General features: G+C 62.4%; 12 protein-coding genes. 7 read left to right on the top strand and 5 right to left on the bottom strand.

Annotated features, from left to right (window positions below; genetic code table 11):
• Nucleotides 1–27 precede the first annotated feature (27 nt).
• Both rfbD and rfbB read right to left on the bottom strand, forming a co-directional pair.
• Nucleotides 28–1,440 carry a dTDP-4-dehydrorhamnose reductase gene (gene rfbD / locus B4F19_RS04365; protein WP_292732983.1) on the bottom strand — a complete coding sequence of 471 codons (1,413 nt, stop codon included), beginning with the start codon at nt 1,438–1,440 and terminating at the stop codon, nt 28–30.
• Nucleotides 1,437–2,435: a dTDP-glucose 4,6-dehydratase gene (gene rfbB / locus B4F19_RS04370; protein ID WP_292732985.1), complete on the bottom strand. Its 999-nt coding sequence runs from the start codon at nt 2,433–2,435 to the stop codon at nt 1,437–1,439. Before rfbB ends, rfbD begins: the two co-directional genes overlap by 4 nt.
• Nucleotides 2,436–2,492: 57 nt before the next feature.
• Here rfbB and rfbA point away from each other — a divergent pair, with 57 nt between their 5' ends.
• Nucleotides 2,493–3,365 (top strand): glucose-1-phosphate thymidylyltransferase RfbA, encoded by an 873-nt coding sequence (gene rfbA / locus B4F19_RS04375; protein ID WP_292732987.1) that lies wholly within the window; start codon nt 2,493–2,495, stop codon nt 3,363–3,365.
• 78 nt (nt 3,366–3,443) lie between these two features.
• Nucleotides 3,444–4,361 (top strand): glycosyltransferase family 2 protein, encoded by a 918-nt coding sequence (locus B4F19_RS04380; protein WP_292732989.1) that lies wholly within the window; start codon nt 3,444–3,446, stop codon nt 4,359–4,361.
• A 19-nt stretch (nt 4,362–4,380) separates the two neighbouring features.
• Here B4F19_RS04380 and B4F19_RS04385 read toward each other — a convergent pair whose 3' ends face one another.
• Both B4F19_RS04385 and B4F19_RS04390 read right to left on the bottom strand, forming a co-directional pair.
• On the bottom strand, nt 4,381–5,124 hold the full coding sequence (locus tag B4F19_RS04385; protein ID WP_292732991.1) for an ABC transporter ATP-binding protein: 744 nt from the start codon (nt 5,122–5,124) through the stop codon (nt 4,381–4,383).
• Nucleotides 5,108–5,974: an ABC transporter permease gene (locus B4F19_RS04390; protein WP_292732993.1), complete on the bottom strand. Its 867-nt coding sequence runs from the start codon at nt 5,972–5,974 to the stop codon at nt 5,108–5,110. The genes B4F19_RS04385 and B4F19_RS04390 overlap by 17 nt, the downstream gene beginning before the upstream one ends.
• Before the next feature lie 103 nt (nt 5,975–6,077).
• On the opposite strand from B4F19_RS04390, the gene B4F19_RS04395 reads away from it, so the two are divergent.
• Complete coding sequence (locus tag B4F19_RS04395) at nt 6,078–8,228, top strand: glycosyltransferase (protein ID WP_292732995.1); 2,151 nt, start codon at nt 6,078–6,080, stop codon at nt 8,226–8,228.
• Between the two features lie 2 nt (nt 8,229–8,230).
• On the opposite strand, the gene B4F19_RS04400 is transcribed toward B4F19_RS04395, so the two are convergent.
• Complete coding sequence (locus tag B4F19_RS04400; protein ID WP_292732997.1) at nt 8,231–10,480, bottom strand: glycosyltransferase; 2,250 nt, start codon at nt 10,478–10,480, stop codon at nt 8,231–8,233.
• Between the two features lie 199 nt (nt 10,481–10,679).
• On the opposite strand from B4F19_RS04400, the gene B4F19_RS04405 reads away from it, so the two are divergent.
• The 4 genes from B4F19_RS04405 to B4F19_RS04420 all read left to right on the top strand — a co-directional run bounded on the left by B4F19_RS04405 (nt 10,680) and on the right by B4F19_RS04420 (nt 15,549).
• Nucleotides 10,680–12,056: a polysaccharide biosynthesis protein gene (locus B4F19_RS04405; protein ID WP_292732999.1), complete on the top strand. Its 1,377-nt coding sequence runs from the start codon at nt 10,680–10,682 to the stop codon at nt 12,054–12,056.
• Nucleotides 12,053–12,883 (top strand): NAD-dependent epimerase/dehydratase family protein, encoded by an 831-nt coding sequence (locus B4F19_RS04410; protein WP_292733001.1) that lies wholly within the window; start codon nt 12,053–12,055, stop codon nt 12,881–12,883. Before B4F19_RS04405 ends, B4F19_RS04410 begins: the two co-directional genes overlap by 4 nt.
• A 95-nt stretch (nt 12,884–12,978) precedes the next feature.
• Nucleotides 12,979–13,641 carry a GtrA family protein gene (locus B4F19_RS04415; RefSeq protein ID WP_292733002.1) on the top strand — a complete coding sequence of 221 codons (663 nt, stop codon included), beginning with the start codon at nt 12,979–12,981 and terminating at the stop codon, nt 13,639–13,641.
• Nucleotides 13,642–13,884: 243 nt separating this feature from the next.
• Nucleotides 13,885–15,549 (top strand): ArnT family glycosyltransferase, encoded by a 1,665-nt coding sequence (locus tag B4F19_RS04420; RefSeq protein ID WP_292733004.1) that lies wholly within the window; start codon nt 13,885–13,887, stop codon nt 15,547–15,549.
• Nucleotides 15,550–15,678 lie beyond the last annotated feature (129 nt).

The following is a 15,678-nucleotide window of genomic DNA, read 5'->3' on the forward strand; positions in this document are numbered from 1 at the left end:
CTCGGCACCCATGCCGCGGACTTTCCGTTAGCTCAGGTAGAGCGCGAGTGACTCACGCCAATCGGGTGTGGTGAATCCGGTGGTGTGGAGTTTGGTGAGGTCGAAGGTGCTGTTGGTGGGTCGTGGCGCGACGGGGCCACTGGCATTCGCGAAGTAGTCGGTGGTGCTGACGGGCCTGACGCGTTGGGGGTCGTGGCCGGTGATGTCGTAGACGGTGCGGGCGATGTGGTACCAGGTCGTGGGCTGACCGGACCCTGTGAGGTTGTAGGTGCCGTGGGGGGCGCCGGTGTCGACGAGATGTCTAATGCCTGCGGCGATGTCGGTGGTGAAGGTGAGGCGTCCTGTTTGGTCGGCGACGACGGTGGGGTCGATCCCGCGCTCGGCGAGGGAAGCCATGGTGCGGACGAAGTTGTGCCCGTCGCCGATAACCCAGCTGGTGCGGATTATGTAGTGGCGGGGGACGGTGGCGACGATCTGGTCGCCGGCGGCCTTGGTTTGGCCGTAGACCCCAAGCGGTGCGATCGGGTCGGTCTCGGTATAGGGGGTCTGGGAGGTGCCGTCGTAGACGTAGTCGCTGGAGACGTGGACGAGGGTGATGCCGTTGTCGGTGGCGATGCGGGCGAGGTGGGTGACGGCGGTGACGTTGGCGGCCCATGCGTCGCGCCGGCCGGTGGGGGTTTCGGCGGTATCGACGGCGGTGTAGGCGGCGGCGTTGATGATGGTGTCGTAGTCTCGCCACCGACGGGCCGTCTCGAGGTCGGGACTGGTGAGGTCGAGGTCCTCGCGGGTGGCGTACTCGATGTGGGGGGCGTCGCCGAGCTCGGCGCGGAGGGAGCGGCCGAGTTGCCCGTTCGCGCCGGTGATGAGGATCCGTTTCGGACCGATCGGGGTGACGCCTGCGAGGCGGGGGTGGTTCTTGTCTTTCTCGCTGATCTGGACCTGGTCCAGGGGGATGGGCCAGTCAATGGCGGCCGCTTCGTCGGCGAGGTTGAGGAAGCTGTAGGTCGCGATGGGGGACCAGTGGTCGTTGACCAGGTAGGTGTAGGCGGTGTCGGGTTCGAGAGTTTGGTAGGAGTTCCCGACCCCGCGGGGGACGAAGATCCCTTTCGACGGGTCGAGTTCGGTGGTGTAAACGGCGCCGAAGGTGGGGCCTTCACGCAGGTCGACCCACGCGCCGAAGATCCGCCCGGTCGCGACCGAGACCCATTTGTCCCAGGGCTCGGCGTGGATCCCGCGGGTGGTGCCGACCGCATCGTTGAACGAGATGTTGTTCTGCACCGGCCCGAAATCGGGCAGGCCCAGCGCGGTCATCTTCTCCCGCTGCCAGTTCTCCTTGAACCAGCCCCGCGCGTCTCCGTGAACCGGGAGGTCGACGACGACCAGCCCCGGGATCGGGGTCTCGGTCACCTGCAGCGCCTTGCCGTACTCAGTCACGCTCACTGCCCCTTGGCGGCGTAGAACGCCTCGACGCCGACCTTGGACGGCGCCCACCAGTCCTCGTTGCTGCGGTACCAGTCGATGGTCGCGGCAAGGCCCGCTTCGAAGTCCCGGTAGCGGGGCACCCATCCCAGTTCGGTGCGCAGTTTGGTGGAGTCGATCGCGTACCGCAGGTCGTGCCCTGCTCGGTCGGTGACGTGATCGTACGCGTCAGCATCCTGACCCATCAGGGTGAGGATCAGCTCGACCACCGTCTTGTTGTCCTTCTCCCCATCCGCGCCGATCAGGTACGTCTGCCCGATCTCACCCTTCTCCAGGATCGTCAGCACCGCCGAGGAGTGATCATCGGCGTGGATCCAGTCCCGCACGTTCTGTCCAGCCCCGTACAGCTTCGGGCGGATCCCGCGGATTACGTTCGTGATCTGCCGGGGAATGAATTTCTCCACATGCTGGTACGGCCCATAGTTGTTGCTGCAGTTGCTGATGGTGGCCTGTACACCGAAGCTACGCACCCACGCCCGCACGAGCAGATCGCTCCCAGCCTTCGTCGACGAGTAGGGCGAGGAGGGGTTGTAGGGGGTGTGTTCGGTGAACCGGTCGGGATCGTCCAGTTCCAGATCGCCGTAGACCTCGTCGGTGGAGATGTGGTGGAAGCGGGTCCCGTGCTTCCGGGCAGCCTCCAACAGCGTGTACGTCCCGACGATGTTCGTATCCAAGAACGGACGCGGATCATGCAGGCTGTTGTCGTTGTGTGACTCCGCCGCGTAATGCACGACGGCGTCGGCATCCGCGACCAGCGGATCCACGACCGCAGCATCCGCGATATCACCGACGACCAGTTGCACCCGGTCTTCGGGAAGCCCCTCCAGTGACGCGCGGTTCCCCGCATACGTCAACTTGTCCAGCACCACCACCCGGTCCTCCGAGTGCCCCACGACATGATGCACGAAGTTCGACCCGATAAACCCCGCACCACCCGTAACCAGAAGCGTCCGCATCGCTCCAGGATAGAGCGCACATTTGTTGCATCTGCTGCGGTGAGCGAGACTGGAGACATGCGCGGCATCATCCTCGCGGGAGGCACCGGCTCGCGGCTGCACCCGATCACCCTCGGAGTATCGAAGCAGCTTGTCCCGATCTATGACAAGCCGATGATCTATTACCCTCTGTCGACCCTCATCCTCGCCGGTATTCGAGACATTCTGATCATCACGACCCCCCAGGACGCGGATCAGTTCCAACGCTTGCTCGGCGACGGGAGTAGGTTCGGGGTTTCACTCAGCTATCGGGCTCAGCCGTCTCCGGACGGGCTTGCCCAGGCCTTCATTCTCGGAGAAGACCATATTGGCTCCGATTCCGTCGCCTTGGTGCTGGGCGACAACATCTTCTACGGCCAGGGGATGGGGACGCGGCTCCGGCAATACAACACCCTGAGCGGCGGTGTGGTGTTCGGGTACTGGGTCGATGACCCTACCGCGTATGGGGTCGTCGAGTTTGACTCAACCGGGATCGCGGTTTCGCTCGAGGAGAAGCCGGTAGCGCCCAAGAGCAACTATGCCGTTCCCGGCCTGTATTTCTATGACAATGACGTCGTCCATATCGCGAAGGGACTGCGCCCATCGCCTCGGGGCGAACTAGAGATCACCGATGTGAACAAGGAGTACCTCGCCCGGGGCAGCCTCAAGGTCGAGATCCTGCCCCGCGGTACCGCCTGGCTGGACACAGGGACCTTCGACTCCATGAGTGAGGCGACAGACTTCATCCGCACCGTGGAACGACGCCAGGGCCTGTCGATCGGGTGTCCTGAGGAGGTGGCCTGGCGAATGGGCTTCCTCACAGATGACGAACTACGCGCACGAGCCGAGCCGCTCGTGAAGAGTGGATACGGCGTCTACCTGCTCAAGGCGCTCGATCACGGTAGACGATGACTGCCCATCGGGCGACACGGCTCGCGGGGGCGCACTCGCGCCCGGGGGCTCTGAGACAACAACAACTAGGCTGACCGAGTGAGCTCACGCGTATCGGTGATTGTTCGGACGAAAGATCGACCGTACTTCCTCGCGAGGGCGCTCGCCGATATCGCTGCTCAGTCGCACGACGAACTCGATGTTCTCGTCGTGAACGATCAGGGCGACGAAGACGCCGCTCGTGCTGTCGTCGCTTCGTCGCCGCTAGCAGGTCGCACCCGCGTGTTGGCGACGTCTTCCCCGGGTGGTCGCTGCGCTGCGGCCAACCTGGGAGTCCGTGCCGCAACAGCGGATTATGTCGTACTGCACGACGATGACGACCTTTGGCATCCGGACTTCCTCGCATCGACGGTGGCCTACCTTGACGCGCATCCCATGGAGGCCGGCGTCGTGGTGCCGACCGAGATCATCTACGAGCGTGCAGCTGATGGTGGTTGGCTCGAACAGCGGCGGGAGCCATTCTGGCCGGGGCTCTCCTCGGTGACTTTCACGGAGCTGCTCGAGATCAATCGGGCTGTACCGATCTCTGTGCTGTACCGACGTGCCATCCACGACGATGTCGGGTATTACGATGAGTCGCTCGAGACAGTCGAAGACTGGGATTTCTACCTGCGGCTGACACCACGGCACTCGCTGGGCTTTCTTGCCGGACCTCCGCTGGCTTACTGGACGCAGCGTCCCACTGCTCGCGGGAGTGACGGCAATAGCATGTTCGAGCTCGCGGGAGCGCATGAGCGTGATGACCTCGCTGTGAGGGACGCGGCGCTTCGAGCCTGGGTGGAACGAAATGGCGCTGGAATGCCTCTCTTCATTGCCAGTATCGAGAGGCGCCTGCGCGAAAGCTTTGCGCGCGAACTCTCGGAGCAACTCGACCGGCAGCGCGAGGTCCTGGTTCGAGAGATCTGGGACCGGCACCCGGTGTGGCGCCGTGTCCGCCGTGTGCTCCGGCGACGCTGAGGTCGACGCGCGAATACTCTCAGGCTCGCATCGCGGCGACGGCAAGCTTGCTGTCGCCGTCGAAGCTCACCTTGCCGTCGCGAAGAAGAATGCCGCGCGCACAGAGGCCTGACACCATATCGAGATCGTGTGACACCACGACGAGGGATTTCCCTTGCTCATGAAGTTCGCGGATACGCGCAATGCACTTCTTCTGAAACGGTTCGTCACCAACCGACAAGATCTCATCGATCAGAAGGATGTCGAGCTCTGTGTGGATCGCGACGGCGAACGCGAGGCGCAAGAACATTCCGGAAGAGTAGTGCTTGACCTCAGTGTCGATGAATCGCTCGATCTCGCTGAACGCGACGATCTCATCGAATCGCTGTTCGGTCTCACGCTTGCTCATCCCGAGGATCGCGGCGTTGAGGAAGACATTCTCCCGTCCCGAGAGGTCGGGGTGAAAACCTGCTCCGACTTCGATCAGGCCGGCGATGCGGCCACGGGTGAGGACCCGTCCGGAGTCCGGAGTGAGCACCCCCGAGATGAGCTTCAGCATCGTTGATTTGCCTGAACCGTTGAACCCGAGAAGTGCGACGGAATCGCCCTGGTCGATCGTGAACGACACCCCATCCAAAGCATGAAAATCGGTCGACACGGGCTTTCTCTTGACCGTCGCAACGAATGTCTCTTTGAGCGAGTGAGTGTGGCGAAGCCGGAAATTCTTGTGAACGTCGTCTACCACGATCGCTGCGCGCGCGTCCCGATCAGAGTTCCTGGGCAAAACGACCCTCCAGTCGCCGGAAGACCAACTGTCCGACCACCACTGTCAGCAATGAGATCAGGAGAGCGAGACCCGCAAATGTCCACAGGTCAGGAAGAAGCTGTCCATTCTCAGGGTTCAACGGGAACCAAAAGCCTGCGTGGAAGAGCTCGACAGCGACAGTGAGGGGGTTCAAGCAGTAGATCAGGAAGCCGACCTCCCCGAGTTGTGGCCGCACCATCGACCACTGATACATGACAGGTGATGCCCACATCGCACACATCACGATGATCTCGACGAAACTCTGCGCATCACGGAACGCGACATTGATGGCGCCGAAAAGGAGCCCCAGCCCGGTGGAAAGCAGCGCGACGATCAGCAGTCCACACAGAATGGCTGCGACCGCGATCGGAGAGAACTCCCAACCGATGACGAGCGCGATCGCCCAGACGACGATGACCTGGGGGATCGTGTTGATGATCGCGACGAGCATGCTCGACACGGGGAAAAGCTCCCTCGGCAAGTAGATCTTCTTGATCAGCGCAGCGTTGTCGACGATCGAGCGGGTGCCGTTCGTGAACGCCTCGGTGAAGAACGTCACGGCCGTCATACCCGCCAACAAGTACACGGGGTAGTACCCGACCGAACTGTTGAGATTCAGAAAGATGCCAAGAGCCACGAAGAAGACGGCGAACTGAATCAGCGGCTTGACGTAGGACCAGAGCCAGCCGAGGACCGACCCTCGGTAACGAATCTGCACCTCTTTGCGCACCAACAACATCAGCAGATGCCGTCGGCGCAGCACGTCGATCAGGCCGAGCCCCGTACCGGGGGGACGCAGGTCGGCGCCGGAGAGCGTTTCGTTCGTCATGGATCCCTCAGCGCGTCAGCGGAACACGCAACCACAGCATCCTAATCTGCCGTGTGAGGATCGTGGACCGCTGCGCGAAGTGGCGTGCGGCTAGCATGGTGCGGTGCCGGAAGGAGTCGATGTGCGTGTGCGTATCGAGATCGTCATTCCGGTGTGGCGGCATGGGCGAGAGGCCGTCCCGACCGTCCGCTCGCTCCTGGAGTCGGCGGAGGCAGCCTCTGCGGTGGCGCAGACATCGCTTGTGCTGGCCGTCGCGCAGTCATGCGCGGATGGGCTCCCTGCGGTGGTGCGCTCACACGCTCGTGTTGTTCTCATCGGCGATTCTGACGCCGCGGTTCTCGCGGGCCGGGGCCTCAGCCAGTCCACGGCTGACGTCGTCGGGGTCGTGGAGGCGGGTGATCTGGTCGGGGTGGATTGGCTCAGTGCTGCGGCGCGAGTCGCACGCGGTGAGGTCATCCGCCCTGAGTTCATCGTGACGTTCGGCCAGCGGACAGGAATCGGACGTCAGCCGACCTCGCATGGGATCGACCAAGTCTCGCGGCTGCTTGCGCACGTCGATGTGTGGGCCTCAATTTTCGCTGCACGCGCCGACACCGTTCGGCAGGCAGTCGCCGCCGGTGATCTGCGCGGAGGGTCTCTCGCGCTTGCTGCTGCTTTCGCCGAGGAGGGGATAGCGGTACGCACTCCGATCGGTAGCGTCGGATTCATCCGTCGATGGGGCTCGGAGCACCCTTTTTGGCGAGCCGGGCCAGTTCTCGAGAGAGTGCCGCTCCTCACCGACAAACGGTTGGCGACAGATCCGCCGCCCTTACCCGTGCGTGCCCTACGTCCCGCGCGAATTCTCCGAGTCGCCGGCCGCCTCGTCAAACCCTGGCGTGACGCACTGTCATCCTTCATGCGCCGCAGCCGCCCGCGTCCTGTGCCCACGAGCGTGCTCGCAGAATGGGCAACGCTGAACAGCATTGAACCGCTCCTTCCCTACCCGCGCAAAGATACCGGGGCATGGATCGAGCGGTGGGGTCCTCCCACGCCCCAGATCGTTCGTGAATCCAGCGCCTACCTGCGAATCATCGATGCATTACCGTCGTCGATCGACTATCTCTACTTCGCCCCATGGCTCCGGACCGGTGGCGGCGATTCCGTGCTCATTGAATACCTGTCCTCGGTGAAGCGCCAGGACCCGCAGGCGAGCGTTGTTCTGTTGACGACTGAGCCGGTCATCTCGACGCGGCTTGACCAAGTGCCCGCTGGCGTGAGCACCGTAGAACTCGCGCCATTGCTCGCGCGTGGGGTGCCGCGCGACGCATTCGTGGAATGGATCGTTCCTCAACTCATCGCTCAGTACCAACCGCATACGGTCCATGCGTTCAACAGCACGGTGGGTTTCGACGTCATCGAGCGTCATGGCCCCCGACTGAGTCAGCACTCTAACCTCTTCCTCACGAGCTTTGCGATCGATCGCAGCGAAGACGGCGAGGCTCTCTCCGTGATGTTCCTCCGGACACCCGGCTTCTTGGATCCGGTATCGAAGGTGCTCGTCGACAGCCAGAGTTATGCAACTCGTCTGGTCCACGAACACGGCTACGCGCCGGAAAAGTTCCTGGTCCAGCGCAGCGTCGTCTCGTCGGCGCGACGGTCTGCCTCCGCTCCTCGTGACGAGGCGGCCGATGTCCTGAGGGTGTTCTGGGCTGGGCGGTTCGACTTGCCCAAGCGGCTCGACATCTACGCCGCACTTGCCGCTCGGGCGGCGGAACGGAATATGCCGATCGAGTTCCACTTCTACGGACAGGAGGTCATGGGCTCCAGCGGCCTCTCCGAGTCCCTGGCTGTGCTCGACGCTGCGGGCGCTGTTCGTCACCCGCCCTACGCCTCATTTGCTGAGCTGCCACTCGAGGTCTTCGGCGCCTACGTCCTGACCAGTGAGTGGGAAGGGATTCCGTTGACCGTCCTCGAAGCGATGTGCGAAGGTATCCCTGTCGTGGGGCCGCTTGTCGGAGGTGTAGGAGAAGTTCTGAGCGACTTGACCGGCTATCCGATCGGCAGGTTCGACGACATCGAGGCGTATCTCGATGCTCTCCTGGCTATCAGGAACAACCCCCGAGATGCGAGGGGGCGTGCAGAGTTCGCGAAGGCGCGAGTCTCCGAAGAGTTCTCCGTCGGGGCCTTCGATGCTCGCCTGACCACGCTTGTCGGGTACTTCCGTGCGGTCCAGGGTTCCGAGGCTGACGCTTCGGCAGCCTCGTCCCTCAGTTAGGCCTAGGCCACGGGTTCTCGTTCGCGCCGCGCACGTGGGTGCACGAGATCCCTCTCGACGGCCGAGACGAAGGCGGCCCAGGAGTGATGTTGTTCCGCAAAAACCCGGCCTCGGCTGATCAGGCCTTCTCGAAGTCCTTCCTCGCTGACCAGCCGGGCCACTGCCCGAACGTATCCCTCAACGTCCTCGGGACCAGATGTGAGCAGGCCCGTCACACCGTCATGCACGATGTCTGGCACGCCCCCTACCCCGGACGCGATCACAGGAAGCCCCAAGAGCATGGATTGGACCAGCACGAGAGGAAGGCCTTCGTTTTCCGAAGTCAGGAGCAGCGCGTCGTAGTCAGACAGGTTGATCGCGGAGAGACCGCCCGTGTACGGTCCCCGGTAACGCACTCCGGCTCGTGCAAGATCGGCCATCAACGTGTCGCTGTTTTCGGACAGCACTCGCTTGCCCCAGACGTCGATGACTGCGTCCACGCCTGCCTGGGCCAGCCCGTGAGCGATCGCCGGAAGGACGTCGGGCCTCTTCTCGATATCGAGCCGGTGAGGCCAGAGGAGCCGGACCGTCGCGGATGGGGTCGCCGGGTGAGAGATGAGTGACCCTTGAGGAGATACTTCCGCGGGTTGACGGTGCACATGAACGGCGACGTTCGGCGTCGGCAGGGCAAGGACATCGTCGATGAGTGCCGCACTGTTGCTGTTGTCAGTAAGCACGCCTGCGATGTGGTCGAGGAAGGCCCGCTGCGCGTCATCGGTTATCGGATTTGTCGGGTAACCGTCCCCGATCTTGTCGAAAGAGAACAGCGTCGTGTGCACGTCTGTCCCGTCCGTGATCGGTGCGGCGTATGCGCTCAGCGCCTCGAGAAGATGAAAGCAGTTGACCGAGACGATGAGTCGGGGACGCAACAGCACGACAAGCTGTGCGATCAGGCGCTGGCGAATCCGTAGCGGGAGTTCCAACCAGAGTGAGTCCAGGTGCACGTAATTGAGCTCGTCAGGGATGAGGTCGTCATCAGTGCGCGACACATCGAAGGTTCCCAGAATCGTCGTGCGTCCGTGGAACTCGGAGGTCTCGTTCAGTGCTCGCGCGTAGTTCAGGGACACGAGATCAGCGCCGCCGACGCCAAGCCAGGGCACCATCACCAGGGCGTCCCCACGTTCACCGATCTGGTCGAGCGCCTTCTTCAGCACTCGTCCGTAGCCGTCATCGCACGCTTCCCATGCAACCAACCCGTCGATGGCCGAAGCGGTCCACGAAATGGCCGGCTCGTAGCTCGTCGCCTCTCGAAGCGCGGCGGCGAGCGGGGGATACTCTGAACGCAGAGGGAGCTCGGCCCGCGATACTTTCCCCCGGCGGGTTGCGGCTCTCAGCGCCCATCTAGCCGACCGGTAGATGGCGTGCTTGGCCTCCCAGCTCAGCCAGCTCGTGGCGAACCGTGCCGTCGGCAGCGCTGTTCGGTATACCCGATGCGACAGGGGTGGCACGTTTTTCGTCGCCTGCTCCTCGTTGTCCTCGTTGGGCAGTGCGTCCTCGATCTCGCTCATCGAAAACGACGGCAAGATTGACGCGGAATGCCGGTTGTTGACACCGCCGGACTCTCGTACCCGATAGAAGAAGTAGGTATCGGTTGCGACATGATGCCGCACGCCCGCCGCGGTTGTCTCGATGTTCCACAGCCAGTCCTCGGGGCCGTAGCCCGTCCCTTCCACCATGGGTCGGTATGGCGTGTCCAGTAGCACCTGCCGCTCCAGGACGCTGCATGCGGGCCAGGGATTGTGGCGTATGAGATCGAGGTAGCTGACGTCGTCGGTCACGGCGGATCTAATGTGCCAAAGGAGGGAGCGGGCGCCGAAGCTGATCACGTACTCGGGATGAACGATCATGCGTTCATCGGTCGCCTCCAGTAGCTCAAGGGCCTTCACGAGATAGTCGGAGGACACGATGTCGTCGCCGTCCACCAGCGCCACGTACTTGCCCTGCGCTGCCTGCGCCGCCGCGTTGCGCGCCGCGCCAGCGTCGCCGACGGCGACGTTAATCGCACGGCTCGGAACCGTTGCGCTTCCCCTCTTCAGCTCGCGACTGATCTGCATCTGGGTATGCGGGCTTGCGTTGTCCGCGACGATGAGAAGCTCCGCCGAATAGCCGTCGGATACGACCTTCTCCAAGCCCGCGCGTACTGACCGAATCGTTGGGCGGAGTAGTCGCCCTTCGCTGTGTGCAGTCACGATGGCCGTCAGCGTGACGGTCATTGCTCGACACCCTTCCTCTTCACCCGCGCACAGCGCAGACTCGCGCGTACGCTCCCGGCTTCCCCCTGGTACCGGCCGGCCGGATCATCCTCTCATAGCGCCGCATGAGGGAACGTCGGCGACTCCCCAGCGGGCTCCCAGGCGAGGGACACGAGGTCGATAGGATTCTCGAGTTCATACACTGAGCTGAGGGGACCGGATGTCGGGTCGACGGATACTGATCGCGGGATACGGAACGGCGGGCAGGAGCCTCGCGGAGGACGTATCCAGCGCAGGCGATTCGGTCGTCGGCTACCTCGATGACCGGCTCACGGGAGTCGAGATTCTCGGGACGCTCTCTGATGTCGAGGCAGTCGTGATCGACTACGACGTCGATGCTGTCTACTTCGCTATCCCCTCGGCCTCCGGGGACGTGGTGCGCGATTTCACGTCACGTGTCACGCGAGCGGGCGTCGAACTCGCCATCATCCCCCGCACCTATCGGATCATGTCGCGAGAGCGGGTCTCGGTATCGGATCTCACCGACGTCGATGTGCTGGATTTCGTTGGTCGCGCGCCGGTGAAGCACGACATGGTGCATGCTCGCGCGCTCATTGAGGGGCAGCGCGTCTTGGTCACCGGCGCAGGCGGGTCTATCGGGTCGCGGATTGTCTCGCAACTGGCTGCCCTCGATCCCGCCCTCGTGGTGTGTGTGGACAGGTCGGAGCCGGCCATCTTCCGGCTCGGCCAGCAGTTGGGCAGCGACCCCCGTGTCCGCGTCGAGATCGCGGACGTGCAGTCCGAGTCGCGAGTCGCTCAGCTCATGGCCGCGCACGCGCCAGATTTTGTGTTCCACGTGGCTGCTTACAAGCACGTTCCTCTCATGCAGGCCAACGCGGTCGAGGCTTTCAACAACAATGTCTGGGGCACTCTCAACGTCATGCGGCAAGCCGAGGCGCACGGCGTGAAACGGGTTGTCTATGTCTCGACCGACAAGGCGGTGCACCCGACGAACGTCATGGGAGCAACGAAGCGTATCGGAGAACTCATCGTCGCTGATCTCGGTCGCCAGAGCACATCCACGCGATTCTCCGGCGTTCGTTTCGGCAACGTCCTCGAGAGCGAGGGAAGTGTTATGCAGACCTTCCGGCAGCAACTCCAGTCTGGAAGAAACCTGACGGTCACTCATCCAGATATCACTCGCTACTTCATGACAATCGACGAAGCCGCGCAACTCGTCATCCAGACAGCTACGACCGGGCAGAACGGCGAGCTTTTCGTCCTCGATATGGGGGACCCGATCCGTGTCTTCGACCTCGCGCAGAGCTTGATCAACGCCGTCAATCCGCAACTTTCGATCGACATCGTCGGTTTGCGCCCCGGCGAGAAGATGTTCGAGGAGCTCTCGTATCAGGCAAGTTCCGTGGATGCGACAACTCATCCCAAGATCTTTGTCTTGACGGAGCACGACGATCACGGTCGGGGGGAAACGCTCGCCTGGGTCGACGAGACACTCGCTGACACGCTCCAGCACAAGATCACGGACGAGGAGCTCAGGGCTCGATTGCGAGCCTTCGGGTTCTCAGCCCTCCAATGAGCGATCTGTTGAGGGCCTCCGTATTTCCGAGCACGCTTCTTGTCGGTGCTAATGGCCCGATTGGACGAGCCGTGTCACGCCTTTCCGGGGTTCACGATCTCCCCGTTGTGGCGACAAGCAGAAGCGGATCATTGGCCGTTGACGTGTCGATCCCCGCTCAGGTGGAGGCGATCCTTCGGAGCGTGCGTCCCGAGGCGCTCGTCTATCTTGTGCGGGCACCGAGAGGGGCAAGCGACCGGCAGATCGACACCGCCGTGGAGCAGATGCTTCGGGTTGCCTCACTTGCAGTCCAGGCAGGTGTGAGCCGCTTCGTTCTGGCATCCTCTGCTGCTGTCTACGGTGATCGTCATCGAGCGCCCAGGAGAGAATCGGATCCCACCGAAGGCGTGTCGGCTTACGCAACAGAGAAGATCACGGCGGAGCGTCAGCTCGAGGAGTTCGCGCTCGATCGCGGCCTATCTGCCGCTAGCGCTCGCATCTTCAACGTTTTCGGACCTGGCTGTCGGGATTCTCTCCTCAACGCGCTGGTCGAAGGGCCGCCCCCTGTTCTGGCCGTGACGCCGCACTTCGTTCGTGATTATGTGCATGTCGACGACGTCGCGAGCGCGCTGCTCCTCGCCGCCCAGCGGGATGACGTCATCGGTGCGGTGAACATCGGCAGCGGCAGGGGAGTGGACAACTCCCAGTTGGCCGCGGCGTGTCCGGATCGCTACATGGACGGCGACGCCTCGATCCGGTCGTTCAGTGTCGCGGACCCCTCGCGTGCACGCGACGAACTCGGGTGGCGCGTCAAGGCAGATCCGTTCGCTTTCGTGCGCTGCGACTAGGTGCGGGAACAAGAGCCGGCTGCGGATGGATCGGCGGCCCGCCGACAGCTGCTGCAGGTGCCCTCAAAACGAGTCGGGTATCATCAACCGGTGACATGTCGACACGGATTCCACGGGGCTCGGGAGCGTGCCGTGAGCTCTTACCGCCGTCGTACCGTCACCAGATCGCTGTCGGTGTCGTCGCTGTGCCGATAAATAGGCTAGCTGCCGGTGCAGCATCAGTGACTACGCCCGCGCGACGGGAATCTTCGCGTCGATCAGCCCGCCTCTTGGGACAGTTCATTCGGTTCCTCGGGGTTGGGGTTGTGTCCTTTGCGGTCGACTACGGCTTGTATGTGCTGCTGTTGACCTGGCTCCAGTACCTCGTTGCCAGCAGTATCTCGTTCACAATCTCACTGATCCTCAACTATGTCCTCACCTTAAAGTTCGTGTTTGTTGCTCGTCCGGGCCGGAATATTCCCAAAGAGTTTGCATACTTTCTTGGCCTCAACGTCATCGCGCTCGGATTGAACCAGGCGATCCTTCTTTTCGCAGTCGAACTGCTCGACTTCTCCGAGCTCGGGGGAAAGATCGTCGCCACGGCGGTTGTCGTCGTCTACAACTTCATCTCCCGGAAGATGCTCATCGAACGGTCGTCTCGACGCATACTTCTGCGCGAGAGGAGCAATGAAGGGCCTGGCAATGTGGAGTCGGTCGGCCTTGATCTCGAACCCCAGGTAGGCGATAAACAGTCCGCCGAGCCAACCAGTCCACAATGAGATGCCGAGCATCATCGATATTCCTGCCCCTGCCGATCGTCCGCGCCTCATTCCCACCACCCGAACGGCCTCACAATCGTGCGGCCAGGAGAAGTCAGAAGTTGCCGCTCTATGAATAGTCCTCAGCCCACAGCACTGCCCGCAAAAGCAGCTCCGCGCCTGCGTTTGGGTCCTCTCCGTCATGGCGGCCTACTCGGGGTGATAATCGTAACGCTCGGGTATCTCGCCCTCTCCATTCCTCGAATGGGCGATTTGTACGTGATTGATGAGGCGGTGTTTCCGTATGTCGCTGATGGCATCCTGAAGAACGGTGCGCCCTTTTACTACAACGGGGAACTGAGACCTGCCGACTTCGGCCTCTGGCACCCACCTCTATACGACTATCTGTTGGCCGGGTTTGTCGGCGTCTTCGGGTTCTCTCCTGTGTCCGTGCGCGCATTCGGACTCGTCTGTGTAATCGCGTCGATGTATGTGCTTTTCCTGGTTCTGCGACGCATCATGCCCAACGCGCCACAGCTCGCTTACGTCACGCTTGCCGCTCTCGTTCTTCTTAGCCCCCAGATCATCAGCGGCGCACTCGTTCCCGACATCGATGGATCGTTCGGGGTACTTGTCGTGGTTTTGGGGCTCTGGCTTGCGACCGCCGTCAAGCAGGATGCGCTATCGGTGCGGATGCTCCTCCTGCTCGTCGCTTTTGCGACACTCACCGTCGCGACGAAGTTCACGATCAGCGGCTTTGTCGCTCTCATCATCGGTGTCGCCGCGCTCCTTTCGTCATCCCAGCGTTGGATCAAGGCCATCGCAGTCGTTGGAAGCTTCGCGGCAGGAACACTCTTGTCCCTCGCGCTGCTCGTCATCACCGGCGCACTCATCGGTTTTGATGCGCGTCTGCCGTTCGACTACCTCTTTGAGTCGCTGAGTTCGCGAACGCCAGGGCGTGGTGGAGTCTCCGGCGCAATTGCCACTCTCTTTGAAGGTCCGGGTGCGACGCTCGTTTGGATTGGGCCAGCCTTGCTCGTCGCGGCGATGGTTGCCGCGGTCGCTATCCCTGTACTCAGAGTTCCCGCAGTCGATGCGCGGCTTGTCGTGTTGAGTGCGGCCTCGGGCGTCGTGATCTTGATCGGCTACGCCTTCATCTCCGCCAGCCCCTTCCAGTTCCCGAAGTACACCCCGATTGCGGTCCCTGCACTCGCGCTGGCGGCGACAACGCTCGTCAGCTTGGTGCCGCGTCGCGCATTCGAGGGTCTTCGCTCGGCACCGGGTCGCATCATCGGCGGCCTCCACATCATTGTCATCTTCGGCGGCGCCATCGGCATGTTCTTCCTCGCGACGAGGAACGAGAAGATTCACGGGCGCACGCTCGCGGATCTCGCGTTCCTCTCGCTGTGGTGTTTCGTCGCCGTCACCATTGTGACTGTCGCCGCGCTTCTGCTCGTGCGGCTCAATAGCCGTGAGCGGCCGAAGATTTCTATTGCCTCGATTGTGGCGTCCGGTGCAGTCATCGCACTCTTGCTGACACCGGTAATGGCGCAGGTTACCGCAGCTGCGGTCAACGTTCTGTCACCCTACGCAACACGCTATTACTACGGCGAGCGGGGCATGGATCGCTTCGTCAGAGAAGCGGAGCAGTTGGTTCCCGGGGGAACGCAGATCATCGGCCCCAAGGACATCGGGTTCCAGATCGATCGACGGTTCTACGAGGACGCGCTTCTTTTCGCTTCGCCAGTGGATGAGTTCCGGAGCTTCGTTGAAGACGAACGGATTCCCTTCGTCGTGACTCGCAAGAAGCACGACTACTCCGAGGCCGTCTATCCTGAGTATTTCGACGTGGTCCGCGAGTATTACGAGCCCGTCATTGACTCGCCAGACATGGATTTCGTGCTCTGGAAGCTGAAAGCCGGAGCCTAAGCCAGCGTCAACGCGTCTCGTTTCGCAACGTGTGCGGGGTGGTGAGAGCCGGCCCGTGCATTCTGCGCCACGGTCGTCCCACGGAGTGACCGATCCTAGTCTTTGCTGCCTTGCCCGTTGGTGACGGTG

This window comes from Microbacterium sp. UBA1097, assembly GCF_002313585.1.
Lineage (GTDB): Bacteria > Actinomycetota > Actinomycetes > Actinomycetales > Microbacteriaceae > Microbacterium.

Excerpts from the sequence above, each read along its gene's own strand:
- B4F19_RS04420 (WP_292733004.1), top strand. The coding sequence starts at position 13,885 with ATGGGCGATTTGTACGTGATTGATGAGGCGGTGTTTCCGTATGTCGCT.
- B4F19_RS04390 (WP_292732993.1), bottom strand. The coding sequence starts at position 5,974 with ATGACGAACGAAACGCTCTCCGGCGCCGACCTGCGTCCCCCCGGTACG.
- B4F19_RS04400 (WP_292732997.1), bottom strand. The coding sequence starts at position 10,480 with ATGACCGTCACGCTGACGGCCATCGTGACTGCACACAGCGAAGGGCGA.
- B4F19_RS04410 (WP_292733001.1), top strand. The coding sequence starts at position 12,053 with ATGAGCGATCTGTTGAGGGCCTCCGTATTTCCGAGCACGCTTCTTGTC.
- B4F19_RS04415 (WP_292733002.1), top strand. The coding sequence starts at position 12,979 with ATGTCGACACGGATTCCACGGGGCTCGGGAGCGTGCCGTGAGCTCTTA.
- rfbB (WP_292732985.1), bottom strand. The coding sequence starts at position 2,435 with ATGCGGACGCTTCTGGTTACGGGTGGTGCGGGGTTTATCGGGTCGAAC.
- B4F19_RS04405 (WP_292732999.1), top strand. The coding sequence starts at position 10,680 with ATGTCGGGTCGACGGATACTGATCGCGGGATACGGAACGGCGGGCAGG.
- rfbA (WP_292732987.1), top strand. The coding sequence starts at position 2,493 with ATGCGCGGCATCATCCTCGCGGGAGGCACCGGCTCGCGGCTGCACCCG.